General features: G+C 73.2%; 24 protein-coding genes and 1 tRNA gene. 16 read left to right on the top strand and 9 right to left on the bottom strand.

Features of this window, described 5'->3' with window-relative positions; genetic code table 11:
• The gene (locus AC6JBM_RS54410; protein WP_350612757.1) at positions 1 to 1,350 is read left to right on the top strand and encodes an aldehyde dehydrogenase family protein; all 1,350 of its coding nucleotides are present in this window, start codon (positions 1 to 3) and stop codon (positions 1,348 to 1,350) included.
• Positions 1,347 to 2,423: a Zn-dependent alcohol dehydrogenase gene (locus AC6JBM_RS54405; protein WP_350612758.1), complete on the top strand. Its 1,077-nt coding sequence runs from the start codon at positions 1,347 to 1,349 to the stop codon at positions 2,421 to 2,423. Before AC6JBM_RS54410 ends, AC6JBM_RS54405 begins: the two co-directional genes overlap by 4 nt.
• Here the strand turns inward: AC6JBM_RS54405 and AC6JBM_RS54400 are convergent.
• The 7 genes from AC6JBM_RS54400 to AC6JBM_RS54370 form a co-directional block, all read right to left on the bottom strand.
• Complete coding sequence (locus tag AC6JBM_RS54400; protein WP_497981295.1) at positions 2,374 to 3,189, bottom strand: alpha/beta fold hydrolase; 816 nt, start codon at positions 3,187 to 3,189, stop codon at positions 2,374 to 2,376. The genes AC6JBM_RS54405 and AC6JBM_RS54400 overlap by 50 nt on opposite strands.
• Positions 3,186 to 4,628: a flavin-containing monooxygenase gene (locus AC6JBM_RS54395; protein WP_497981294.1), complete on the bottom strand. Its 1,443-nt coding sequence runs from the start codon at positions 4,626 to 4,628 to the stop codon at positions 3,186 to 3,188. Before AC6JBM_RS54395 ends, AC6JBM_RS54400 begins: the two co-directional genes overlap by 4 nt.
• Before the next feature lie 99 nt (positions 4,629 to 4,727).
• Complete coding sequence (locus tag AC6JBM_RS54390) at positions 4,728 to 5,477, bottom strand: hypothetical protein (protein ID WP_497981293.1); 750 nt, start codon at positions 5,475 to 5,477, stop codon at positions 4,728 to 4,730.
• A gap of 23 nt (positions 5,478 to 5,500) precedes the next feature.
• On the bottom strand, positions 5,501 to 6,358 hold the full coding sequence (locus tag AC6JBM_RS54385) for a hypothetical protein (protein WP_497981292.1): 858 nt from the start codon (positions 6,356 to 6,358) through the stop codon (positions 5,501 to 5,503).
• A gap of 55 nt (positions 6,359 to 6,413) precedes the next feature.
• Complete coding sequence (locus tag AC6JBM_RS54380; protein WP_497981291.1) at positions 6,414 to 7,043, bottom strand: hypothetical protein; 630 nt, start codon at positions 7,041 to 7,043, stop codon at positions 6,414 to 6,416.
• A 13-nt stretch (positions 7,044 to 7,056) separates the two neighbouring features.
• A complete protein-coding gene (locus AC6JBM_RS54375) occupies positions 7,057 to 7,560 on the bottom strand; it encodes a hypothetical protein (RefSeq protein ID WP_350612766.1) in 504 nt (167 codons plus the stop codon).
• 204 nt (positions 7,561 to 7,764) lie between these two features.
• A complete protein-coding gene (locus AC6JBM_RS54370) occupies positions 7,765 to 8,874 on the bottom strand; it encodes a damage-control phosphatase ARMT1 family protein (RefSeq protein ID WP_497981290.1) in 1,110 nt (369 codons plus the stop codon).
• A 29-nt stretch (positions 8,875 to 8,903) separates the two neighbouring features.
• Here AC6JBM_RS54370 and AC6JBM_RS54365 point away from each other — a divergent pair, with 29 nt between their 5' ends.
• Together AC6JBM_RS54365 and AC6JBM_RS54360 are read left to right on the top strand one after the other, a co-directional pair.
• Positions 8,904 to 9,245, top strand: a complete 342-nt coding sequence (locus AC6JBM_RS54365) for a YkvA family protein (protein ID WP_350612768.1) — start codon at positions 8,904 to 8,906, stop codon at positions 9,243 to 9,245.
• 53 nt (positions 9,246 to 9,298) lie between these two features.
• Positions 9,299 to 10,741, top strand: coding sequence for a beta-N-acetylhexosaminidase (locus tag AC6JBM_RS54360; protein WP_497981289.1), 1,443 nt, complete (start codon positions 9,299 to 9,301; stop codon positions 10,739 to 10,741).
• On the opposite strand, the gene AC6JBM_RS54355 is transcribed toward AC6JBM_RS54360, so the two are convergent.
• The gene (locus AC6JBM_RS54355; protein ID WP_497981288.1) at positions 10,738 to 11,775 is read right to left on the bottom strand and encodes a TRM11 family SAM-dependent methyltransferase; all 1,038 of its coding nucleotides are present in this window, start codon (positions 11,773 to 11,775) and stop codon (positions 10,738 to 10,740) included. The two genes, AC6JBM_RS54360 and AC6JBM_RS54355, sit on opposite strands and share 4 nt — an antisense overlap.
• A gap of 75 nt (positions 11,776 to 11,850) precedes the next feature.
• Between AC6JBM_RS54355 and AC6JBM_RS54350 the strand changes: the two genes are divergently transcribed.
• Positions 11,851 to 11,922: transfer RNA gene (locus AC6JBM_RS54350), tRNA-Val, on the top strand.
• A 58-nt stretch (positions 11,923 to 11,980) separates the two neighbouring features.
• Here the strand turns inward: AC6JBM_RS54350 and AC6JBM_RS54345 are convergent.
• Positions 11,981 to 13,684, bottom strand: a complete 1,704-nt coding sequence (locus AC6JBM_RS54345) for an outer membrane protein assembly factor BamB family protein (RefSeq protein ID WP_497981287.1) — start codon at positions 13,682 to 13,684, stop codon at positions 11,981 to 11,983.
• Positions 13,685 to 13,779: 95 nt separating this feature from the next.
• On the opposite strand from AC6JBM_RS54345, the gene AC6JBM_RS54340 reads away from it, so the two are divergent.
• From AC6JBM_RS54340 to AC6JBM_RS54290, 11 genes are all read left to right on the top strand, one after another.
• Positions 13,780 to 13,923, top strand: coding sequence for a hypothetical protein (locus AC6JBM_RS54340; RefSeq protein ID WP_497981286.1), 144 nt, complete (start codon positions 13,780 to 13,782; stop codon positions 13,921 to 13,923).
• A 480-nt stretch (positions 13,924 to 14,403) separates the two neighbouring features.
• The gene (locus AC6JBM_RS54335) at positions 14,404 to 14,895 is read left to right on the top strand and encodes a hypothetical protein (protein WP_497981285.1); all 492 of its coding nucleotides are present in this window, start codon (positions 14,404 to 14,406) and stop codon (positions 14,893 to 14,895) included.
• Between the two features lie 163 nt (positions 14,896 to 15,058).
• A complete protein-coding gene (locus tag AC6JBM_RS54330) occupies positions 15,059 to 15,922 on the top strand; it encodes a DUF4097 family beta strand repeat-containing protein (RefSeq protein ID WP_497981284.1) in 864 nt (287 codons plus the stop codon).
• Positions 15,919 to 16,668, top strand: coding sequence for an ABC transporter ATP-binding protein (locus AC6JBM_RS54325; protein ID WP_497981283.1), 750 nt, complete (start codon positions 15,919 to 15,921; stop codon positions 16,666 to 16,668). The genes AC6JBM_RS54330 and AC6JBM_RS54325 overlap by 4 nt, the downstream gene beginning before the upstream one ends.
• A 10-nt stretch (positions 16,669 to 16,678) precedes the next feature.
• Positions 16,679 to 17,440 (top strand): ABC transporter permease, encoded by a 762-nt coding sequence (locus AC6JBM_RS54320; protein ID WP_497981282.1) that lies wholly within the window; start codon positions 16,679 to 16,681, stop codon positions 17,438 to 17,440.
• A 66-nt stretch (positions 17,441 to 17,506) separates the two neighbouring features.
• A complete protein-coding gene (locus tag AC6JBM_RS54315) occupies positions 17,507 to 18,391 on the top strand; it encodes a LysR family transcriptional regulator (protein ID WP_497986739.1) in 885 nt (294 codons plus the stop codon).
• Positions 18,392 to 18,496: 105 nt separating this feature from the next.
• Positions 18,497 to 19,408 (top strand): dihydrodipicolinate synthase family protein, encoded by a 912-nt coding sequence (locus tag AC6JBM_RS54310; RefSeq protein WP_497981281.1) that lies wholly within the window; start codon positions 18,497 to 18,499, stop codon positions 19,406 to 19,408.
• 13 nt (positions 19,409 to 19,421) lie between these two features.
• Positions 19,422 to 21,512: a golvesin C-terminal-like domain-containing protein gene (locus AC6JBM_RS54305; protein WP_497981280.1), complete on the top strand. Its 2,091-nt coding sequence runs from the start codon at positions 19,422 to 19,424 to the stop codon at positions 21,510 to 21,512.
• Between the two features lie 14 nt (positions 21,513 to 21,526).
• Complete coding sequence (locus tag AC6JBM_RS54300) at positions 21,527 to 22,087, top strand: LacI family DNA-binding transcriptional regulator (RefSeq protein WP_497981279.1); 561 nt, start codon at positions 21,527 to 21,529, stop codon at positions 22,085 to 22,087.
• A 7-nt stretch (positions 22,088 to 22,094) separates the two neighbouring features.
• Positions 22,095 to 23,021, top strand: coding sequence for an ABC transporter permease (locus AC6JBM_RS54295; RefSeq protein ID WP_497981278.1), 927 nt, complete (start codon positions 22,095 to 22,097; stop codon positions 23,019 to 23,021).
• A gap of 8 nt (positions 23,022 to 23,029) precedes the next feature.
• Complete coding sequence (locus AC6JBM_RS54290; RefSeq protein WP_497981277.1) at positions 23,030 to 23,902, top strand: ABC transporter permease; 873 nt, start codon at positions 23,030 to 23,032, stop codon at positions 23,900 to 23,902.
• Positions 23,903 to 24,004: the final 102 nt, after the last annotated feature.

Below are 24,004 nucleotides of genomic sequence, written 5' to 3'. Positions count from 1 at the left end.
GTGATCGACGTCGTCAATCCCGCCACCGAACAGGTCGTCGGCTCCGTCCCGCCCGGCTCGGCCGACACCGTCTCGGGCGCCGTCGCGGCCGCCCGCGCCGCCCAGCCCGCCTGGGCCGCCCTCCCCCGCGCCGAGCGGGCCGAGCGCCTCCAGGCGCTGCTCGACGCGATGACCGCCGCCGCGCCCGAGCTCGCCGAGCTGATCAGCTCCGAGATGGGCGCGCCGCTGCCGATCGCCCGCAAGGTGCAGGTCGGGCTGCCGCTGGCCACCCTCGGCTCGATGGTCGGGCTGCTGCGCCGCCCGGAGGAGCCCGAGCGCATCGGCAACTCCGAGGTGTACCGCGAACCGGTCGGCGTCGTCGGGGCGATCACGCCCTGGAACTACCCGCTGCACCAGACGATCGCGAAGGTGGCGCCCGCGCTCGCGGCCGGCAACACGGTGGTGCACAAGCCCAGCGAGGTCGCCCCGCTGTCGGCCAACCGCCTCGCCGAGCTCGTGCGGGCCGCCGGGATCCCCGACGGGGTCTACAACGTGGTCCACGGCTACGGCGACCCGGCGGGCGCGGCCCTGGCCGGGCACCCGGGCATCGACCTGATCTCGTTCACCGGCTCCACCGCCGCCGGGCGCAAGGTCGCCGCGCTCGCCGCCGCCAACGTCACCCGGGTCGCGCTCGAGCTCGGCGGCAAGTCGGCCAACGTGATCCTGCCCGACGCCGACCTCGCCGCTGCGGTGAAGGTCGGCATCGGCAACTGCTACCTCAACTCCGGCCAGACGTGCACGGCCTGGACGCGGATGCTCGTGCCCGAGTCCCGCCACGACGAGGCCGTGGAGCTGGCGGTGGCGGCCGCGGCGAAGTACACCGTCGGCGACCCCGCCGATCCGGCCACCCGCCTGGGCCCGCTCGCCTCCGCGGCGCAGCGCGACCGGGTGCTCGGCTACATCGAGCGCGGGCGGCGGGACGGGGCGACGATGGCGTTCGGCGGCGGCGAGGTGCCGTCCGTCGGCTACTACGTCGCCCCGGTAGTCTTCGCGGGCGTCGACCCCGGCAGCGCCATCGCCCAGGAGGAGATCTTCGGGCCGGTGCTGTCCATTATCCGGTACCGCGACGAGGACGACGCCGTGCGCATCGCCAACGCCACCAAGTACGGGCTGGCCGGCGCGGTCTGGTCCGCCGACCGCGACCGGGCGGTGGCCTTCGCCCGGCGCATGCGCACCGGCCAGGTCGACATCAACGGCGGCGCCTTCAACCCGCTCGCGCCGTTCGGCGGCATCGGGCACTCGGGCTACGGCCGCGAGCTCGGGGCGCACGGCTACGACGAGTTCACGGCCGTGAAGTCGGTGCAGCTGTGACCCGGGCCGCGGTGATGCGCTCGCTCGACGGGCCGCTGGCCCTGGAGGAGATCGAGCTCAACCCGACCGGGCCCGGGCAGGTGCGGGTGCGCCTCGCCGCCGCCGGGGTCTGCCACTCCGACCTGTCGCTCGCCAACGGCACCCTGCGCCAGCCGCTGCCCGCGGTGCTCGGCCACGAGGGCGCCGGGGTCGTCGTCGAGGTCGGCGAGGGCGTCACGGACCTCGCCGCCGGCGACCACGTGGTGCTGAACTGGTCGCCGCCGTGCCGCGCCTGCTGGTACTGCGAGCACGGCGAGCCGTACCTGTGCCTGCACGCCGACGACGCCCGCGGGGTGCCCTTCGCCACCGCCGCCGGCGAGCCGGTCTACGCGGGCCTGGGCACCGGCGCGTTCGCGGCCGAGACGGTCGTCGGCGCGCACGCGTGCATCCCGGTCCCGGCCGACATCCCGCTCGCCGAGGCCGCCCTGCTCGGCTGCGCCGTGCTCACCGGCGTCGGCGCCGTCACGAACGCGGCCCGGGTCCAGGCGGGCCAGACGGTCGCGGTCATCGGGCTCGGCGGCGTCGGGCTGGCCGCGATCCAGGGCGCCCGGCTGGCCGGCGCGTCCGCGATCATCGCGGTGGACCCGGCCGCGGCCAAGGAGGAGCTGGCCCGGTCGCTCGGCGCCACGCACTTCCTGGCCCCGCACGCCGGGCTGGCCAAGGAGATCCGGGCGCTCACCGGCGGGCTCGGCGCCGACCACGCGATCGAGTGCGTGGGGCGCGGGGAGACGATCCGGGCCGCCTGGTCCGCCACCCGCCGCGGCGGCACCGCGACAGTGGTCGGGCTCGGCTCGGCGCAGGACCCGGTGACGTTCAACGCCCTCGAGGTCGCGTTCTTCGCCCGGACCATCGTCGGCTGCATGTACGGCAGCACCGACCCCGCCGTCGACGTGCCGATCCTGCTGGAGCACTACCGGGCGGGCCGGTTGAACCTGGCCGCGCTCGTCTCCGACGAGGTGGACCTGTCCGGCGTCGGCGCGGCGTTCAGCCGGATGCGGGCCGGTCAGGGAGCACGGACGCTGATCCGGTTCTAGCGACCGTGCCGAGCACGACCCGGACCACGGCGTCCGGGTCGTCGCTCATCGGCACGTGCCCGCAGCCGGGCAGCTCCACGAAGCACGCGCCCGGCAGGACCTCCCGGGCCCGCCGGGCCTGGACGGGCCGCAGTATCCGGTCCCGATCGCCCCAGGCGACGGTGACCGGGACCGTTCCCGGGTCGCCGGTGAACGCGTAGGCGGCCCCGTGCCGGGCCACCGCCGCGAATCCCTTGCCGCCGCGCAGGGCCAGGGTGTCGGCCAGGGCCCGCTCGGGCGTGAAGTACGACGTGTCGCTGACGAGCGGGGCGAAGGAGAACCGGCGGCCGAAGGCGGTGCGGTAGAACGCGCGCAGCACCGGCGCCGGGGTGAACGCGCCGAGCCGCATGCTCCGCAGCGTCCGCAGGGCCCGGCGCACCTGGGCCGGGGTGGCGAAGCCGGCCGGGGAGAGCGCGGTCGCCGAGCGTGCCAGGCCGGCCGCGGCCAGCTCCAGCGCGATCGCGCCGCCGAGGCTGTTGCCGGCCACGTGCGGGCGGTCGAGGCCGAGCCCGGCGAACAGCTCGCCCAGCGCGGCGACGGCGGTCGGCATGCCCCGGTTCACGGCGGGGGCGGGCGAGCGGCCGAAGCCCGGCAGGTCCAGCGCGATCACGTCGTGGCGCTCGGCGAGGCGGTCGAGCACGGGCTCCCACGCCCGCCAGTGGTGCCCGATGCCGTGGATGAGCACCAGGGGCTCGCCGTGGCCCCGGCGGACGAAGTGGACCGTCATGCCGTCACCTCGCGGTAGGCGCGGCGGTCGAAGCGGCGCATCTTCAGGCGGTACCCCCACGTCGAACCGGGCCAGAGGGTCGAGTTGCGGCCGGTGGAGTCGAGATACCAGCTGTGGCAGCCGGTCGCCCACACGGTGCCGGCCATGCGGCGGTCGACCCGGGCCACGAAGCGCGCCTGGGCCTCGGGGCGGGGCTCCAGCGCCCGGATGCCCCTGCGGTCCAGGGTTCTGAGGGCGGCGAGGACGTACGCGATCTGGGCCTCGATCATCAGCACGACCGAGTTGTGGCCGAGCCCGGTGTTGGGTCCCAGCAGCAGGAAGAGGTTCGGGAAGCCGGCCACGGTGGTGCCGCGGAACGCCTGCGGGCTGCCCTGCCAGTGCTCGGCCAGGCTGCGCCCGTCGCGGCCGCGGATGCGCTCGGCGATCGGCAGGTCGCTCACCCGGAAGCCGGTGCCGAAGACGATGACGTCGGCCGGGTGCTCGGTGCCGTCGCGGGTGACGACGGCGTGCGGGCGGACCTCGGCGATCGCGTCGGTGACGACCTCGACGTTGTCGCGCACCAGGGCCGGGTAGTAGTCGTCGGACTTGAGCACGCGCTTGCAGCCCATCCGGTAGTCCGGGGTGAGCCGGGCCCGCAGCCCCGGGTCGCGCACGGCCTTGCGCAGGTTCGCCAGCGCCGCCCGCTCGGCCAGCCGCATGAGCGCCGGGCGCAGGAAGGCCAGCACCGTCGCCTCGATCTGCCAGTACGCGAGCGTGCGCACGAGCCGCTGGGCGCCGGGGATTCGGCCGTACATCCGCTGCTCCCACGGCCGCAGGGGCCGCTCGCCGCGGGGCATCACCCACGCCGGGGTGCGCTGGAACAGGGTGAGCGCCCCGGCCACGGGCTGGATCGCGGGGACGATCTGGATCGCGGACGCCCCGGTGCCGATCACCGCGACCCGGCGCCCGGCCAGCTCGGCGCCGTGGTTCCAGCGGGCGGAGTGGAACGCCTCGCCGCGGAACGTCTCGAGGCCGGGCAGCTTCGGGATCACCGGCTCGTTGAGCGGACCGCCGGCGGCGATGAGCACGTCGGCGGTCCACGTGCCGGCCGACGTCTCGAGGCGCCAGCGGCCGTGGTCCCAGGCGGCGGCGCGCACCTCGGTGCCGAAGCGGATCGCGGGGCGCACGCCGAAGCGGTCGGCGCACGCGCGCAGGTAGGACCAGATCTCGTCCTGCGGGGAGTACGTGCTCGTCCAGCGCGGGTTCAGGGCGAAGGAGAAGGAGTACACCTGGCTCGGCACGTCGCAGGCGCAGCCCGGGTAGCTGTTCTCGCGCCAGGTGCCGCCGAGGTCGTCGGCGCGCTCGAACACGACGAAGTCCGTCCAGCCACGCTGCTTGAGCCGGATGGCGGCGCCCAGGCCGCCGAAGCCCGCGCCGATGATCGCGATCCGCGTATGCATCCGGCCCCCTTGGTACTGTCTGGTACCAAGGGACGTTACCACCGGGTACGGCACGGCAAAAGGCCCGCCTCGGGGGGGCGGGCCTTTTGCGTGAGCGGGTCACATGCCGAGCAGCCGGTCCAGGTAGTCGCGGTAGCCCCGCACGGCCGCGCGCAGACGCTCGGTGTCGTCGCCGGGCTCGTTCTGCCAGTTCGCGAGGTCGCGGCGCTGGGCCTGCAGGGCGTTCGTGATGGTCTCGACGGCCTCGCCGACCAGCGCGTCGGCCTCGTCGGCGACCGAGCGGGGGTCGTCGATGAAGCGGAGCTGCAGCTCGCGCCAGCGGTCGCGCAGGCCGTCGACGGCGCCGTCGGCCCACACCGCCCCGATGGCCGTCACGTCCACGGACCCCGGCGTCGAGGCGACCGGCTCGCCCTCCGCGGGCTCCACGACCTGTTCGTCGGTCGCCGCGTGCTCCGCGGCCCACTCCCGGTCCTCCCGGGCCTCGGCGGTCGCGACCTCGTCCTCGTCGCGCTCATTCTCGTCGTCGTGGGCCTCGTTCTCGCGGACCGCGTCCTCGTAGACCGCGTCGGCCTCGTCCTGGTCGATCACCTGAGTCTCGTCGTCGCGCTCCTCCTCGGCCAGGGCCTCGTCGCGGTCGACGACCTCGACGTCGTCGCGGTCGGCCAGGTCCGGGTCGGCCGAGCCCGACGCGTACGTCGCGGCCGGGTAGCCCTCCTCGTCCGAGTACGGCGCCGGGTCCTCGTCCGGGTGGGGCGCGTGCGCGGTGCCGACCGCCACGTGATCGTCGTCGTGCTCACCGTCGCGCTGGCCCGGCATGTACGTCTGGTGCTGCTCCTGCTGCTGCGTCATCGCCGAAAGATCCTTCCCCGGCCCTACGACCGGCTGCGGGTGTCGTGCGGATGCGGCAGGCGGCCGCCGGTGCGCTGGGCGGGCACGCCGTCAACGGCGTCGTCATCGTCGGCACGGTGCAGCTCGGCGTCGTGGCGCGCCTCGGGGTCGTCGAACCCGGTGACGTGCTCGGCGTCGTGCTCGGCCGCGCGGGCGGCGGCCTCGGCGTGGTCCTCGCGGTCGACCGGCCGGTCGGCGACGGTGTCGGCGGCATCAGTACGGGCGGCATCGGTACGGGCGGCATCGGTACGGGCGGCATCGGCACGGACGGCGTCGCTACGGACGGCATCGTGGCGCCCGTTGCCGGGGGTGACGTCGGTGCCGAGCAGCTCGGAGAAGAGCGTGCGGTAGTGCACGACGGCCTGGCGCAGCTGCTCCGTCGTGGCCTCGCCGCGCTGCGAGAGCTGGGAGATCTCGTGGGCGTCGCGGTAGTGCCCGATGGTGCGGGCGTGCTCGACCGACAGGTGGGCGAGGTGCTGCTCGTAGTCGCCGGTGGGGTACCCGCGCTCGGCGACCAGCTCGGTCACCAGGGCGTCGGCGTCGCGGACGGCGCCGGACGGGTCGTCCAGGAACCGGGCCTGGATCTCCTCCCACTTGCCGGCGTACCGGGCCCGGGACTCCGGGGAGAGCTCCTTGATCTCGAGCTCGGCGTGGCGCCGTTCGCGCTCACGCAGCTCGCGCTCGGCGGCGAGGCGGCTGTCCCCCTCGGCTACGGCCCGGTCGTACTCGGGGCCGAACCGGTTCTGCAGGGCCCGCCGCCGGGTGACGAACCAGATGCCGTAGCCGAGCGCGGCGATCACGACCAGGACAATGATCGTGACCAATACTTGGGTGGCTGTCATGGCGGTCCTCCTTCAATGGAGGTATTCCCGCCCATCACCCTCGCTCAAACGGAGTTCATGCGCCGACTAGGTGGTTGAGGAAGTCCCGGTAGCCGTGGACGGCCGCCCGGAGCTGCTCGGTGTCGTCCCGGCCGGACGCCCGCCAGTTGCTGAGCTGGTCCTTGCGCGCGTTGAGCGAGGCGGTCACCCCGGCGAGGGCGTCGTCCACGAGCCGCTCGGCCTCCCCGGCCGCGGTCTGCGGGTCGTCGACGAAGCGCAGCTGGAGCTCCTGCCACCGGGTGCGCACCTCGTACGCGTGCGCCTCACTCGTCAGCGGCGCGGTCACCGCGAAGCCGGTCCCGCCGAACGGCACCGACGACATCGGCGCGGCGGCCGGGGCCATCGGCGCGGCGCTCTGGCCCATCGCCGGGGCCATCGGCTGACCCATCGACTGGCCCATCGGCTGGGCCATCGGCTGCTGCTGGGCCATCGGGACGGCGGCCTGGGCCATCGGCGTCCCCCCGGGTGCCACGGGCGCGGCGCCGGCCGCGGGGGACGGGGGGCGAGGCTGGGCCACCGGTGCGGCCGTGGCACCCGAGGCCTCCTCCAGCTCCTCCTCGTCCTCCTTGCCGCCGCGCAGCAGGATCCAGCCGCCGACCGCCAGGGCCAGCACCACCAGGCCGATCGTGATCGTCGTGGAGTTCATTGGGTACCACCCCTCACAGTCCGAGGATGCGATCGAGGAACTCGCGGTAGTCACGCAGCGAGGCGCGCAGGTTCTCCGTGTCCAGCCCGCGGGCGGCCCGCTGCTGGTGCAGCTGGCCCCGGCGCGCGTCCAGCGACGCGCTCAGCGAGGTCACCGCCTCCTGCACGAGCCGCTCCGCCTCGCCGGCCACCAGGTGCGGGTCGTCGATGAAGCGCAGCTGGAGCTCCTGCCACTTGGCCTTGATGCGCTGCCGGTCGCCGTCGTTCCACAGCGCCGCCAGGGTTCCCGCCGCCGAGCCGCCGACCGGCCGGTACGGCGAACCGTTGACCGTCGCCGAACCGTGCGCCGGCGCCGGGCCGCTGGCCGACGCCGTCCCGCTGACCGACGCCGCCCCGCTGACGGGCGCCGCCCCGCTGACCGGTGCGGACCCGTCCGTGGGGGCCGCGGAAACGCTCTCCGGCGCGGGCGGGGCGTCCTCATCCGGTTGGGGCGCCAGCTCGTCGCCTTCAGGTTGCATGCGCGCGTTCCTCTCCATCGGGAGGTGGCGCGATACCCCGGTACACCGGGGCAAAAGCCACTCCCGAGGGTGACCCCGGACACGCTTGCTGGCCTTCGCAAGTCGGCCGCAAGTGCTCGCCAAGTCCGTCACGGCAGAGTGCTGAGCATGACGAACTCCTGCAAGTCCTGGGCCGGCCCGACCTTCGCCTCCCCCGCCGCGGCCTCAGCCGCGCACTTGGACAAGGGCAAAAGCGCCGCTGGTGCGCCATGACTCGGGCAGTCCGCGCTCCGCGTCCGCGCCCAGCCCGGCGACCACGTCCGACTTCACCGTCCGCAGCGCGGCGACCGGGCCCGGAAAGTACGCGCTGACCTCCTCGAACGGCGTGTCCACCGGCCAGCGCCGGTCCCCGACCAGGCGGCGGTAGTTGAGATCCCCCTTGAGGATGGTCAGCTCCGCCGCCGCGAACCGGGCCGCGAGCCCGTCCGGTGCGTCGTGGAACGTCAGCGGCGCGCAGTAGAAGTCCTCGGTGTGCAGCTCCAGCCGCCCGCCGCGCAGCGCACCGTCCAGCCGCCCGCCGATCGCACTGCCGGCGGGAAAGCGCCCGAGCTCGGCCAGCACGTCGGCGGTCAGGGCGTCGGAGACGAAGTACGGCGCCGGCTTGACGTGCAGCTCGACCCGCGACGCCCGCCCGGTGCGCAGCAGGAAGTCGATGAGCACCAGGTCGGGCAGCAGCTCCCGCCCCGCGTTGTCGGCGACCACGATCACCGTGCCGCCGCGGGTGAGGCTCCACAGCCGCGCGCTGTCGTCCACCAGCAGCTCGTCGACGCGCTCCGCGTGCGACGCCACCAGCCCGAACCCGAGGTCGGCCCGGTTGCCCCACAGCGCCGCCCGCACCACGCCCGCGGCCTGCTCGTCCCCGGGCAGCTCCTGCAGCGCGTCGAGCTCGGCCAGCTCCCGCTCCCCCGGCAGGTCGGCGGCCTTCTGCGGCCCGAACGGGTCGATCCCCCGCCAGGCACCCGGCGCGTAGTAGCCCACCGCGTCCAGCAGCCGGCGGTAGAAGAAGTTCTCGGCGAAGAGAAACGGCACGTCGTACCACGATCTCCCCCACATCCCCGCACCCCAGACCGCCCACGCCGCGGCGTCGTGCGCGGCATCGTCCAGCGGCACGACGGCCTGCTCTTGCAAGAGCATTTCCAGCCGCTTCTGTACCTCCGGTGCGTACGGATATGCCGCCAGCACCTTCGCCACGATCGCCGGGTGCCGGTCCCGCAGCACCGAATGCGGGAACGAGCTCGGGTCACTGCTCACGATCACGGGTGGCTCGACGCGCATGGGGGCAGTATCGCCCGTAAACTCGAACCATGTCGGACGACTGGCTCTATGCGCTCTTCGTGATCGGCGCCCTGGTGCTGGTCGCCCTGCTGGTGGTGGCGATCGTCCTGGCCGTCCGCGTCTGGAAGACCGGCAAATACCTGCAGGCCATGGGCGTCGGCGGCCGCTGGGTCTTCTGGGGCGCGATCATCTACACGATCTTCCCGATCGACCTGCTGCCCGACCCGATCTACCTGGACGACGTCGGCGTCCTGGGCGGCGCGCTCATCTACCTGAGCCGCCTGGCCGTCAAGGCGCGCCAGAAGCAGCAGGCCCAGCAGGCGGTGCCCCCGTCGCAGGCCCAGCGTCACCCGCCCCAGCGCACCCGCTGACCCCCGCGGCCCACGGGCCGGCCCGGCCTTCGCTTTCCTGCGATGATCGGGACATGAACGACATCACGGTCGTACCCGTCCCGGCCCTCGTCGAGCCGTCGAACGCCACCTTCGAGCTGCGAGCCGACGCGGCGATCCGCTCGGACTCCGCCTCCGCCGGGGCGTACCTCGCCGAGGCACTCCGGCCGGCCACCGGGTTCGCGTTGCCCGTCGAGGCCGCCCATCCGCGTCCCGCGATCGAGCTGCGGCTGGTCGAGCACGGCTCGGACGAGGGCTACGAGCTCGTCGTCGAGGCGGACGGGGTCGTCGTTCGGGCCCGCAGGGAGGCGGGGCTGTTCTACGGCGTGCAGACGCTGCTGCAGCTGCTGCCGTCCACCGTGGACGCCGCGACCGTCCAGGATGGACCGTGGACCGTCCCGGGTGGACGGATCGCCGACGAGCCGCGGTTCGCCTACCGCGGGGCGATGCTGGACGTGGCGCGGCATTTCTTCGGCGTCGAGGTCGTCCTGCGGTTCATCGACGAGCTTTCGCGGTACAAAATCAATGTCCTGCACCTGCACCTCAGCGACGACCAGGGCTGGCGGATCGCGATCGAGTCGTGGCCGGAGCTGGCCCGGGTGGGCGGCGCGACGCAGGTCGGCGGCGCGGGCGGCGGGTGGTTCAGCCAGGCCGACTACGCGCGGATCGTCGCGCACGCGGCGGCCCGGCACGTGACCGTCGTGCCCGAGATCGACCTGCCCGGACACACGAACGCGGCCCTGCACGCCTATGCGGAGCTCAACGACGACGGGGTGGCCCCGGCGGCGTACACCGGCGTCGACGTCGGCTTCAGCACGCTCGCGGTCGGCCGCGAGGTGACGTACGCGTTCGTGCGTGACGTGCTCGCCGAGGTCGCGGCGCTCACGCCCGGGCCGTGGCTGCACATCGGCGGCGACGAGGCGCAGAGCACGTCCGCCGAGGACTACCGGACCTTCATGGCGCGCGTGCAGCCGATGGTGACGGCGCTGGGCAAGACGGTCGTCGCGTGGCACCAGATCGGTCCGGCGGCGCGGGAGCCGGGGCGCATCGCGCAGTACTGGGGCGCCAAACCCGAGCCCGACGAGGACCTCCTGGCCGCGCTCGCCCAGGGCGACCGGATCCTGTTGTCGCCCGCGGATCGGGTGTACCTCGACATGCGCTACACCGCGGAGACCCCGATCGGCCACGACTGGGCCGGGTACATCACCACGCGCACCGCCTACGACTGGGACCCGGACACGCTGCTGCCGGGCCCCTGCGACATCGCCGGGATCGAGGCTCCACTGTGGACCGAGTCGGTCGCGACCGCGGCCGACATCGACCTGCTCACGTTCCCGCGCCTGCCGGCGATCGCCGAGGTGGCCTGGTCGCCGCAGGCCGCGCGGGACTGGTCCGGGTTCCGGGCCCGGCTGGCCGCGCACGGTCCACGGTGGACACTGCGGGGAATCGCCTTCCACCCCGACCCGACCGTGTTTTAGGCGGGCTTCCTCGCGACCAGGACGTCGCGCATGATCGCCTGGTCGACGCGGTGGCGGAACGATTGGTAGGGCTCGTCGTCGACGACCTCGAGCCCCGCCTCCTCCAGCAGGCCGGCCGCGAGCTCGCGTTTGGCCACGAACGTGTTCCACGCGATGCCCATCGCCCCGCCCGGCCGCAGCAGCCGCGCCCACACCGGCGCCGCCTCCGCGAGCAGGTCCTCCGGGCTGCGCGTGAGCCCCTTGCCGGCCGTGCGGCTGCCGTGCTGAACTCCGTAGGGCGCGTCGGTGACGACGAGGTCGAACGAGCCGTCCTTGAAGAACTCCCGCGACCGCAGGGTGTCCACGTTCACGACGTCGAGCAGCTGGGTAGCCTTGGACTTGTAGTCGTCCTTGTCGGCGGCGAGCTCGATGCGCAGCCGCTTCGCGACCACCTGCCGCTCCCGCCGCACCGGCCCGAACTCGGCCTTGTGCTTGATCCGCTTCCGCTTGAGCCAGGTCTGGATGAAGGTGGCGTACGCCTCGAAGTCCTTCTGGTCCCGATCCACACCGGCGGCGTCGAACCCGTACATGAGCGCCTGGTTGAGCGTCGTCCCACGCCCACAGAGCGGGTCGAGCACGCGAAACCGCCTCGTGAGCAGCTCCGAAGCGTGGTCGGACGCGAGCAGGGTGACGTTGAGCAGCAGCTTCGTGAACTGCTCGTTCGTCTTGCCCTGGTACTTCTGGATGGTGATGAGATCGTCGTCGAACCGATCGAGCGACCCGGTCGGCATCGGCCGCAGCAGCTCCCCGACGACCTCGAACAGCGCATACCCGGACGAGAGATTCCCGAGCACCGCGACGTCGCGCTCGGTGAGCTCGTCAACCTCGAACGTCACGTACGGCACCCCGCCGACGACGCGCGGCCCCACCTCACCGAGCCGGTTGCCGAGCACCCCCCGGTCGAACGCCCGCAGCTCGGCACAGGTGAGCTCAACGGACGCGTCGGCGTAGACACGATTGGCGGAGGGCAGGATGAGCAGCGCATACAGGGCCATAGGACACCCACCCTACCGACACGGGCGGTACCGGGATGCAGCGGCGCCCCTTGGTGATGTACAGTTCTGCGGCAGGGGCGATTGGCGCAGCGGGAGCGCGCTTCGTTCACACCGAAGAGGTCACTGGTTCGATCCCAGTATCGCCCACCGCAGGTCAAAGGCCGTTTCCGATCGCCGGAAGCGGCCTCTCGCCCGTTCAGGGGGTCTAACTCTTGCCCCGCCCGGCGGGCGCGGCCGCCCGCCGCCAGACTGCAATGCGGTCCTGGTCCAGCTTGCACGCCAACAGCGCTTCCATGGTGAGGCACTCCGGCGGAGCGGACCAGCGCGGCGCCCGCGCGAGCACCGTCACCGCGCCGGTCTCGATATCGAGGCGTGCGATCAGCGAGCCGCCGGCGGCGCTGCGGCCCGCGACCAGCAACCGGGTTCCCGCCAGGTCGCCGACCGGCTCCCAGCCGTCGATGCGGCGGACGACCCGGCCGGTGGCCGCGTCGAGCACGAGGTGATGGCCGTCCGGCGGGGACGGCGTGGCCAGCGTGTACCGATCGGTGAGGCCGCCCAGATCCGTCCGCTCGCCCACGCGCCATCGCTCACGTCCGGTGTCCGGGTCCAGCACCACGGTCGGCCCGTCGTTCGCCCCGTCGGTCGCACGGGCGCAGATCGCCCGCCCGCACCACCAGAGGCTCTCACCGTCGGGCTCGGCCGTGCGTTGCCACAGCCGCCGACCGGTAGCCAGGTCGAACGCGGTGGTGCCGAGGATGGTTCCCAGCCCGGAGCGGTAGACCAGCAGCCGGTCGCCGGAGATGGCGAACGCGTCGACCTGCCCGGGATCCTCCAGGTGGACCGTCCGTACGACCTCGGCCGTCTCGGCGCTGTGCAGCCGCAGCGTGCCATCGGTGTCGAGCACCGCGATCCGGACCCGCTCGCCGGGTCCGGACGGGACTCGCCGCCGGCCGCCCGGCGGCGTGACGAGCGACCAGCGCACGGCGCCGGTGCGCACGTCGATGCCGGCCAAATAGGGGGTCAACCGCTGCCGTTCCTGCTCCGGGTCGCCGCCCGGCGGATACATCTCGGCGACTACCACCCCGCACGCACAGCCGTGCCCCACCGGTACGTAGCCGGTGGTCCGCCACACCGGCGCGCCGGTGGCGGCATCAAGCCCGACCAGCATCGACGCCGCCAAGCTCGTGACGTCCTGGACCCCCACGACCACCCGCGCCTCGTCCACGGCCAGCAGTTGCGTACCGGCCGCGACCGGCACCGCCCACCGCCGGGCACCGTCCGGCATCCGGTACGCCGCCACGGAGGCCCTCGACAGCACGTACATCGTGGACCCGTCACTGTCGACCGCGCTCACCCCGTCGCCGCGCAGTACCACCGCCGGGTCCAGCGACATTCCCGGCCGCGCGCCACCGGCCAGCCCCAGCACCCCGACGAGGAGCAGGCTGAACCGCCGCCAGGGCCGACGGGACCGCCGCGTCGCACCGCGCGGTTCCGCATCGAGGTCAATCACCGTCACCGACCGTATCAAGCGCCCGCCGGCGGAGTCGCCGCTGATGACCAGTTCGCCCGGTTCGGCGCCCCGCTCGAGCAGCCATCGGTAGGCGCGGAAGGCATCGTCCAGCGCGGCAGGGAGTCCGGCAGCAGCCACGGGGACACCGTTCGCGGCGGCCAAAGCGCCGGCCAGCGGGCGGTAGCCGAAGGCGGAGCCGGAGATGTAGCCACCCGCGCAGGTGGAGCATCGTGATTGAGCCCTGTGGCCACAGCGACGAACGCGCGCAAGTGCTTGAGCTCGATCGCCTCGGCGGTGGGCGGCATCGACGACGGAGGATCGGGCATGCCTCGAGTATCGCTGCGACCGGCCGTGCCCGCGTAATACGGGCCGCGCAACACGGTGATGCGAAACCGGCATTTCCTTCGGCTACGACCGGCATGGAAGGGTTGGTCGTGGCCGAAAGAGCTGGCCATCGCGGCGCGCAGCCGCATCTGCGGGGAGGTGGAGCACGGGTGGACCGGCCGTCCGGGCGCGTCGCGGCGCCGCCGCTGCCGGTCTGGATCACCGCGAGCGGATCGGCCGGCGAACTGGCCGTTGCCGGGGGCATCGTGATCTCGGCCGGGCTGCGAGCCTTCCCCGCCGCACGGGCCGGCTGACCTACTCACTGGCCCGACCAAGGCCCGTACGTGTGGAACAGGGAACACCGGGCTACCGGACTCGAACCGGCTCACACCTCGGCGAGCTGAAACGCCCGGTGAGCACTCCGCGGCAAGCCAGGCCGCCGGGAGTCCCCGTAGCTCCGCGGGCCGGATCGCCGCGGTCGGTGCCGGACATCGTCCCCCGCCCGGCGGCGATGATCTGCCCGCAGGACGGGAAGGCAGGCTGCCCCGGGTGCGGGCGCGCGGCGGACGGCGGGCGGCGGGCGGCGGGGCTATCCCGTGGGGGCCGGGTTCTTTCCGGGCGGCCCCGGCGCGGTGACGGCCGCGCTGCGCCGAAGGTCGGCTCCCGCTGACCCCACCGCGGAGCCTGGGTTACGAAGGCGTCAGGAGCCGGTGACACCACTCGTGGCGGCGCGATGGTGTCGCATGGTGTCACTCCGACTTGTACTGACACCACGTGGGTGCTAACTTGGTGTCATGGACCTCGACCGGTACGTCTCCGAACTCCAGACGCAGCTCGCCGCGGCCGCCGAGCACGGGGACGAAACCGCCCGAGCCGTTGCCGAGCAGCTCAACGCCGCCCTCGACGCCGCGGTGCGCCTGATGCTGCTGGGAGTCCTGAGCGACGTGGCCGGCGAGATCACGCAGCAGATCGCGCCCGGGTCGGTCGACGTCATGCTGCGAGGGCGTGATCCGCACCTGGTGGTGACTCGTCCCGCAACGGCGCAGACGGACGCGCCCGACATGGCGGCGCCGGCCGAGCCGCTCGACGACACGGTGACCTCTCGGACCACGCTGCGGCTGCCCGACCGGCTCAAGGCGCGGGTCGAGCAGGCCGCGTCCGAGGAGGGGGTGTCGGTGAACTCGTGGTTCGTCCGCGCGATCGCCGCCGCCCTGGAGCCCTCCGCCCGTCCCGCCGCCACGCGCAAGACCGGCAACGGCGAACGCTTCACCGGCTGGGCCCGCTGACTCCCGCCAAAAGCAAGAGCTGACTCCCGCCAAAAAGCAAGAGCTGACTCCCGCCGAAAAGCAAGAGCTGAGTCCAGCCAAAAGCAAGAGCTAGCCACACAAACAGTTGCGCAGTCCCGTCGCATGGCGGGACCGATCCGGCATGCCCATGTGGAGGCCAACCATGCCCAGTTACGACGTGTCCGGTCCGATCGACCTGGACGTCACCGCCGGTGTCGCGTTCGTCGACATCGTCGCCTCGGACCGGCCCGACGCCGTCGTCGAGATCGTGCCGAGCAGAGCCGGCCGCGGCGGCGACGAGTCGCTCGCCCGCGACGCCACGGTCACGTTCGACAACGGCCGGGTGCGGGTCAAGGTCCCGCGCCGGCTCAACCTGTTCAGCAAGGGCGACTCGGTCGACATCCGCTGCGAGATTCCGACCGGGTCGCGGGTCACCATCGAGAACACGTACGGCTCGGTGCTGACCCGTGGCGTGCTCGGGGACGCCCGAATCGTGGCGAAGTACGGCGGCCTCACCGCGGACACCGTCGCCGATCTCGTCCTCGAAGCGCCGTACGGCAGCAGCGCCATCGCCGAGGTGACCGGCCGGCTCGACGTCACCATCGGCCACGGCACGGTGCGCATCGCCGAGGTGCACGGCGATGCCCGGCTGCGCGCCTCGCACGGAGGCATCGAGCTGGGTACCACCGCCGGCAACGTGGAGGTCGCCACGTCCGGGACGCTCACCATCGACCGGGCCCTCGGCGACGTGACCGCGCGCAGTGCCCACGGACCCATCCGCATCCGGGAGGTCGGCGGCGGCACGATCCGGCTCGACAACGGCTACGCCGACATCGACGTCGGCGTCCCGACCGGCATCGCGGCCTGGATCGACGCCAGCTCGGCCAACGGCCGGGTCCGCAACGAGCTCACCCCCGACCCGGAGGCCGCCGGGAGCGACCGCACGGTCGAGCTCCACCTGCACGCCAACTACGGCAACGTCTTCGTCCGCCGCGTCTCCACCCCCCGAAGGGAAGCCACGACATGATTCAGGTGCAAGGCCTGCAGAAGGCGTACGGCACCGTGCGGGTGCTGCACGGTGTGGACTTCGAGGTGGCCAAGGGCGGCATCTTCGCCCTGCTCGGCTCGAACGGGGCCGGGAAGACCACGGTCGTGAAGATCCTGTCCACGCTGCTCAAGGCCGACGCCGGCACCGCCCGCGTCAACGGGTTCGACGTCGGCAGGCAGCCGGCGGACGTGCGCGAGTCCATCAGCCTCACCGGACAGTTCGCCGCCGTCGACGAGATCCTCACCGGCCGCGAGAACCTCGTCCTCGTCGCCCAGCTGCGGCACCTCAAGAAGCCGGGCCGGATCGCCGACGACCTGCTCGCACGGTTCTCGCTGACCGACGCGGCCGCGCGGAAGGTGTCGACCTACTCGGGCGGCATGCGGCGACGCCTCGACATCGCGATGAGCCTGGTCGGGAATCCGCCGGTCATCTTCCTCGACGAGCCGACGACCGGGCTCGACCCGCAGGGCCGCATCGAGGTGTGGCAGTCGGTCAAGGAGCTCGCAGGCCGGGGCACGACGGTGCTGCTCACCACCCAGTACCTCGAGGAGGCCGAACAGCTCGCCGACCGGATCGCGATCCTCCACGAGGGCCGCATCATCGTCGACGGCACCCTCGACGAGCTCAAGCGGCTCCTCCCGCCGGCCAAGGTCGAGTACGTCGAGAAGCAGCCCACCCTCGAAGACGTCTTCCTCGCCGTCGTCGGCGCCGGCACGGACAGGTAGGGAACCCCCGATGACCAGCCACTTCTTCGGCGACACCGCCGTGCTCACCAGACGCTCCCTGCGCCACATCACGCGCAGCCTGGACACCATCATCACCACCACGATCATGCCGATCGCGTTCATGCTGCTGTTCGTCTACGTGTTCGGCGGCGCGATCAACTCCGGCTCGAAGTCCTATGTGGACTATCTGCTGCCCGGCATCCTGCTCATCACGGTCGCCTCGGGCATCTCGTACACCGCGTTCCGGCTCTTCCTCGACATGAGGAGCGGCATCTTCGAGCGGTTCCAGTCCATGCCGATCGCCCGCTCGTCGGTGCTGTGGGCGCACGTGCTGACCTCGCTGGTGGCCAACCTCATCTCGGTCGTGGCCGTGCTGCTCGTCGCCCTCCTCATGGGCTTCCGCTCCTCGGCGGGATTGGCGGCCTGGCTGGCCGTCGCCGGCATCCTGGTCCTGTTCACCCTCGCCCTGACGTGGATCGCCGTCATCCCCGGCCTCACCGCGAAGTCCGTGGACGGCGCGAGCGCGTTCTCCTACCCGCTCATCTTCCTGCCGTTCATCAGCTCGGCCTTCGTGCCGACCGCCACCATGCCCGGCCCGGTGCGCGCCTTCGCCGAGCACCAGCCGGTGACGCTGATCGTCGACGCGATCCGCGACCTGTTCACCGAACAGCCCATCGGCACCGGCATCTGGCTGGCGCTCGCCTGGTGCGCCGGCATCCTCGTCGTCGCGTACGCCTTCGCCATGGTCACCTTCCGCCGCAAGATCTCCTAGAACGCACGCCAGGCCCGGTCACCAGCGTGGACGGCCGGGCCAGGCGGTACCTTGGCGCTGGTGGAGATGCGCGAGATCGAGGCGTTCCTCGCGGTCGCCTCGGAGTTGCACTTCGGGCGGGCCGCGCAGCGGCTGCGCGTGACCACCTCCCACGTCAGTCAGACGATCCGCACCCTGGAGCGGCGCATCGGCGGGCAACTGCTCGAGCGCACCAGCCGCCGGGTCACGCTCACCCCGCTCGGCCGGCAGCTGCGCGAGCAGCTCGAGCCGGCGTACGCGCAGCTGTTGGCCGCGATCGCCAACGCCCGTCAGCAGGCCGCCGCGCTGCGCGGGGAGCTGCGTATCGGCTACCACAGCATGACCGCCGGTGGCACGTTCGCCGCCGTCGCCGGGCGCTTCGAGGACGAGCACCCGGAGTGCGCCGTCAGCCTCATCGAGGTGCCGCTGAAGGACCCCTATGGGCCACTCACGCAGGGTGACATCGACATGCTGGTCAGCTGGCGGCCGGTGGAGGCCCCGGCCGGCCTCGTGGTCGGGGCCATCCTGGACAGCCAGCCCCACGTGCTGGCCGTCGCGGCCGACCATCCGCTGGTCACCGCCGGTGAGATCAGCATCGAGCAGGTGCCGGACTGGCCGCTGACGCACACCGGCGAGGCCATCCACCCGGCACTGCTGCGCGCGATCGTGCCCGCCACCACGCCGGGCGGGCGTGCCCTGCGGCGTGCCGTCACCTCTCGCAGCCTGCACGACACCGTCCGGCTCGTGGCCACCGGGCGCGCCGTCCACCTGACCGTCGGGGCGTTCCGGGCGTACGGCCTGGACGACCGGGTGACCACGATCGCGGTGCCGGACCTGCCGCCGGTGGACCGGGTGCTGCTGTGGCGGGCCGACGACCGCAGCCCCCAGATGCGGCAGTTCGCGGCCCTGGCGGGCACGCCTGTCGATTGTTAAGTGGCGGTTCATGATCGTGTAGCGAACCGGCGTTGATCTCCATCCGCTCCTGCACCGAAGGTGTGAGGACACCGCGTTACGGCGGTGTTAACGGCTGGAGGGTTCGTGAAGCACCTGCTCGGTGGCCTGGTGGTGCCACTGGTCACGCCGATGGCACGCCCCGGTGAGCCCTCCGCGGAGGCCGCCGCGCCGCTGCTGCGGGCGATGGCCGGTGCCGGAGTACGCCGGCTGATGCTGCTCGGCAGCAACGGCGAGGGGCCGCTGGTGCGCGCCGACCGGGTTCCCGGCTTCGTCGCCGGCGTCGCCGAGCGCTGGCGTGACCTGGTCGACGACGCCGTCGTGCTGGTCAACGTCACCGCCGCCGGCACCGACGAGGTTCGCCGGCGCGCCGAGGACGTCAACGGCCGCGGCGCCGACGCGCTGGTGCTCAGCCCGCCGACGTACTTCCGCCACCGCACGGACGAGGTCGTCGCCCACTACGCGGCCCTCGCCGGGCACGGGCTGCCGGTCGTGGCCTACAACGCCCCGCGGTACGCCACCCCGCTCACCGAGGCCAGCATCGACGGCCTCGTCACGCTGCCGCACGTCGTCGGGGTCAAGGACTCCTCCGGCGACCCGGCGCTGCTGCGGTACCTCGTCGCCGCGGCCCGGCGCCGACCCGGCTTCACCGTCAGCCAGGGCGACGAGCGCGGCCTCGCGGCGGCGCTGCGGGCCGGCGCCGGCGGCATCGTGCCCGGCACCGCCAACCTCGCCCCCGGCCTGGCCGTGGGCATGGTCGCCGCCCACGAGGCCGGCGACCTCGCCGAACTGGACCGGTTGCAGGAGCTGACCACCAGCCTCACCCGTCTGCACCAGGTCCGCCCCGGCGTCCCGGCGGTCAAGGCGCTGCTGCACCGCTGGGCGTTGTGCCCGCCGTACGTCGCACCGCCGCTGACCCCCTGCACCCCGCAGGAGACCCGCGCCCTGGTTGACGCGGTCCTCCCGCTGCGCCCGCACCTTCTCGACCCCACCGCCTGATGGGAGCACCCGCATGACCACGATCGGCCGACGGACGTTCACGCTCGGGCTGGCCGCCACCGCCGCCACCGTCATCGGCGGGACCGGCGCGTTCGCCGCACCGCAGGGCGGGCGCCACCACCCGGACGAACCCTTCTTCGACGAGACCACGCTGTGGGACTCCACGGTGGACCCGCTGGAGAACTACCACGTACACGGCCTCGTGGTGCTGCCGGACGACACGATCCTGGTGGCGACCGAGGGCCGGCACGAGGTCTGCGACGCCGGTCCCCGCGACCTGCTGATGCGCCGCAGCACCGACGGCGGCGACACCTGGGGCCCCACCCAGACCGTCGTCGCGTCCGCCGACGGGCAGTCCTGGGGCAACCCGGCCCTGCTCGCCGACCGCGTCACCGGCGAGGTGTTCCTGTTCTACAACCTGTCGCTGCGACTGCCGGAGAACACCACCTGCTCCGGCGACAGCGCCGAGATGTACGTGGTCTCCAGCCGCGACGGCGGCCGGACGTGGGGCGAGCCCCGCCACCTCGCCGGTCTCTTCGACGCGTTCCCCTACACGTGGGCGCTGCACAGCCCCGGCCCCGGCCACGGCATCCAGCTGGACAGCGGCCGGCTGCTGCTCAACGTGGCGCACCGCCGCGTGATCGTCGGCAACACCGTCGAGCAGCGCTTCTACGGCGTGGCCGGCATCTATAGCGACGACCACGGGCGCACCTGGAAGGCCACCGGCGAGATCCCCGTCTCCACCGGCTATCCGATCAACGAGGCCCGCATCGTGCAGCGGCGCGACGGCGCGGTCGTCATCAACGGCCGGGCGGCCTCGGGCGGCAACCGGCAACGCATCACCGCCGTCAGCGAGGACCGCGGCCTGACCTGGTCGGCGCCGAAGCTCGACGGCGCGACCGGGGTGTTCAACGCCGTCGACGCGAGCGTGGTGCGCTACACCGGCGGCCCGCGCAGCCGCGACGTCGACCGGATGCTGTTCAGCCGGCCCGACGCGCCGATGCGGTGGAACATGACCGTGTCGGTCAGCTACGACGAAGGCGTCAGCTACCGGTACAGCCGCATCGTCAACCCCGGTCGTTCGTACTACTCCGACCTCGCCCGGCTCCGCGACGGCACCATCGTGCTGGTCTACGGCTGCGACGGCGACATCGCCAGCTTCCCCCGCCGGGTCGCCGTGGCCCGGTTCAACCTGCCGTGGCTCACCCAGGGCCGCGACAGCCTCGCCGGCGGCCCGCGGCTCACCGAGCACACCTACGACCTGGGCCGCACCGCCCCCCACGCGACCCTCCGCGGCGGCACCGTCGCCGTGGTGCGCGAGCCCACCGCCCGCGGCGGCGCCCGCGCCCTGTACACGCCGGCCGCGGCCGGGGACTCCATCGAATATCCGATCGAGGTGCCGCGCGGCGGGGACTTCGAGCTGTGGCTGCGCTACTACCGGCCGGTCGCGGGCGGCACCGTCACCGTCAGCGTCGACGGGCGGGCTCCACGGGTCTCCACGCTGGACACGACGGCGGAGAGCAGCGACGGCTACGACGTGGTGCGCCTGGACCGGATGCGGCTCAACCCGGGCCGGCACCGGGTGCGCTTCACCCTCGCCGGCCCCGGCCGGGGCGGCGGCACGCTCATCTCGCTCGACGAGCTGAGCGTGATCGAGGCGCCGGCCCCGGCCGACGTGCGCGAGAGCGTCACCGTCGACAACGGCGAGCAGGGCTACACGGTGGTCGCCGGCACCTGGTCGGCCGGCACCGGCGTCGCCGGGTACTACGGCAGCAACTACGCCTCGCACGCGGCCGGCACCGGCGGCGCCGTGGTGCGCTGGCGCCCGGCCCTGCCGGCCGAGGACCGCTACGAGGTGCGGGTGTCGTACACCGCCGCGTCGAACCGGGCCACCAACGCCCCGTACGTGGTGCACCACGCCGACGGCGACACCACGGCGCCGGTCAACCAGAAGCTCGCCGGGGCGCCGGACCCGCGCGGCGGGGAGTGGACGTCGCTGGGCGTGTTCCGCTTCGCCGGCGGCATCGACGGTTCCGTCGAGCTGTCCGACGCCGCCGACGGTGTCGTCATCGCCGACGCCGTGCGCTTCGTGCGGCAGGGCTGAGCGAGGTGGTCGCGATGAGGGGCCGGGTCCGGCAGGTCGACATCGCCCGGCGGCTCGGGGTGTCCCAGACGACGGTGTCGCTGGTGCTGTCCGGGCGGGACGTCGCGATCGGCCCGCGGCTGCGGGAGCGGGTGCTGCGCGCCGCCCGGGACCTGGACTACCGGGCCGACCCGGCGGCCCGCAGCCTGGCCGGGGGAAGCAACCGGCTGCTCGGCGTGGCCACGTTCGCCCCGCTCGGGCCGGGCGGACTCGGCCCCTTCGGCGCCGTGCTGGCCGGGATCGAGGCGGAGGCCGCCGCGACGGGCCACGACCTGGTGCTGTTCCCCGGCCCCAGTGTCACCCGCCTCGGCCTGGCCGACGGCGGCCTGCTGCTCGGCGCGGACGCGGACCGGCGCGAGCTGGCACGGCTGATCGCCGACCGGTTCCCGTTCGTGTTCCTCGGCCCGCCGCGCGTGCTGGCCGCCGCCGGCGCCGAGCGGCCCGCCGCCTGCATCCCCGGCCGCGGCCGCGGCGGCGAGGCGCTCGGCCGTGCCGCCGTGCGCATGCTCATCGACAAGCTCGACACAGGGAGGTGACCCGGCGATGGCCATGATGGTGATACGGCGCCTCGCCAGCGCGCTGGTCGTCATGTGGGGTGCCGCGAGCCTCATCTTCGTGGTGATCCGGCTGGCCCCGGGCGGCCCGGCGGTGGTACTGCTCGGCCCGGACGCCGATCCGGACGCGGTGGCCGAGCTGACCGGGCGGCTCGGCCTGGACCGGTCCCTGCCCGAGCAGTACCTGACCTACCTGCTCGACGTCGTCCGGCTGGACTTCGGCGAGTCGTACCGGCTGGACATGCCGGCCATGGAGGCGGTGCTCAACCGGCTGCCGGCGAGCATCGAGCTGGCCGCCACCGCCGCGGTGATCGCGGTGTGCGCCGGGCTGGCCCTGGGCCTGCTCGCCGGCTACCGCCGCGGCGGGGCGCTGGACCGCATCACCTCCACGCTGACCATCGGCCTGCAGGCGTTCCCGACGTTCTGGGTCGGCATCATGCTGATCCTGACCTTCTCGCTGGTGCTGCGGCTGCTGCCCAGCTCCGGTGTCGGCACCCCGGCGCACATGGTGCTGCCGGCCGTGACCCTGTCGCTGCCGTTCACCGCCATCGTGGCCCGGCTGACCCGCAGCAGCGTCGTGGAGGAGCTCGACGAGCCCTACGCCGGCACCGCCCGCGCCAAGGGGCTCACCGACCGGCAGGTGCTGCTCGGCCACGCGCTGCGCAACTCGCTGATCCCGGTACTGACCGTGGTCACCCTGCAGTTCGGCGCGCTCATCGGCGGCGCGGTGGTGGTGGAGAACGTGTTCGCCTGGCCCGGCCTCGGCTCGCTGATCGTCTCCGCGGTCGCCGGCCGCGACTACGCGGTGGTGCAGGCCGCGGCGCTGACCATCGCCGGGATCATCGTGCTGCTGAACCTGGTCGCCGACCTGCTCAACGCCCGCCTCGATCCACGTATCCGGTTGGGGAACGCATGAGTGGCGCCATGAGTGAAGCGATCGGCCTGGTCCGGCTGCGGCGCGGCCGGCCACGGCGCACCGCCCTGTGGATCCCGCTCGGGATCGTCGCCGGCTACGTGCTCGTGGCCGTGCTCGGCCCGCTGCTGCTCGGCTACGACCACGTCGCCACACCGGTGGGCGACCGGCTGCGAGCGCCGGGCTCGGCCACCGCGAACGGCACGGCCTGGCTCGGCACCGACGGGCTCGGCCGCGACGTCGCCGCCCAGATCGTGTACGGCGCCCGCACGTCGCTGCTCATCGCCACCGTCGCGGTGACCCTCTCCGCGCTGGTCGGCATGACGGTCGGCGCCCTCGCGGGGCTCACCGGCGGCTGGTTCGACGTGGTGATGTCCCGCGTGATCGACGTGCTGCTCACCTTCCCCGGCGTGCTGCTCGCGATCGTGGTCGCCGGCCTGTTCGCCCGCGGCCTGCCCACGGTCATCCTGTCGCTGTCCATCACCGCCTGGACGCCGTTCGCCCGGGTGGCCCGCAACGTCACGCTCAGCATCAAGGAACGGGAATGGGTCAGCGCGGCCCGCCTCATGGGCGTGCCCCGCCTGGTCATCCTGGTGCGGCACGTGCTGCCGTTCGTCCTGCCGCCGATCGTGGTGATGGCGACGCTGGAGTTCGCACTCGTCGTGCTCGCCGAGGCCGGCCTGAGCTTCCTGGGCATCGGGCTGCCGCCGAGCACGCCGTCGTGGGGGCAGACCGTCGCCAACGGCAAGGAGTACCTCGCCACCGCCTGGTGGATCTCCGCATTCCCCGGATTCGCGCTGTTCCTGCTCGTGGTCAGCGTCGGCCTGCTGGGCGACCAGCTGTCCGCGCGGCTCGGGCGCAACAGCCGCTCCCGTACGTCGTAAACCCCCGCCGACAGGAGTCAGATCATGCACGCCAACCCGAAAGCCCTGATAAGACCCGCCCTGACTGCCGCCCTGGCCGCCGTCCTTGCCCTCTCGGCCCTC

It is taken from the genome of Dactylosporangium thailandense (genome assembly GCF_059739745.1).
Note: the sequence above shows the minus strand (reverse complement) of the source record. Positions and strands in the feature narration are given on the sequence as shown.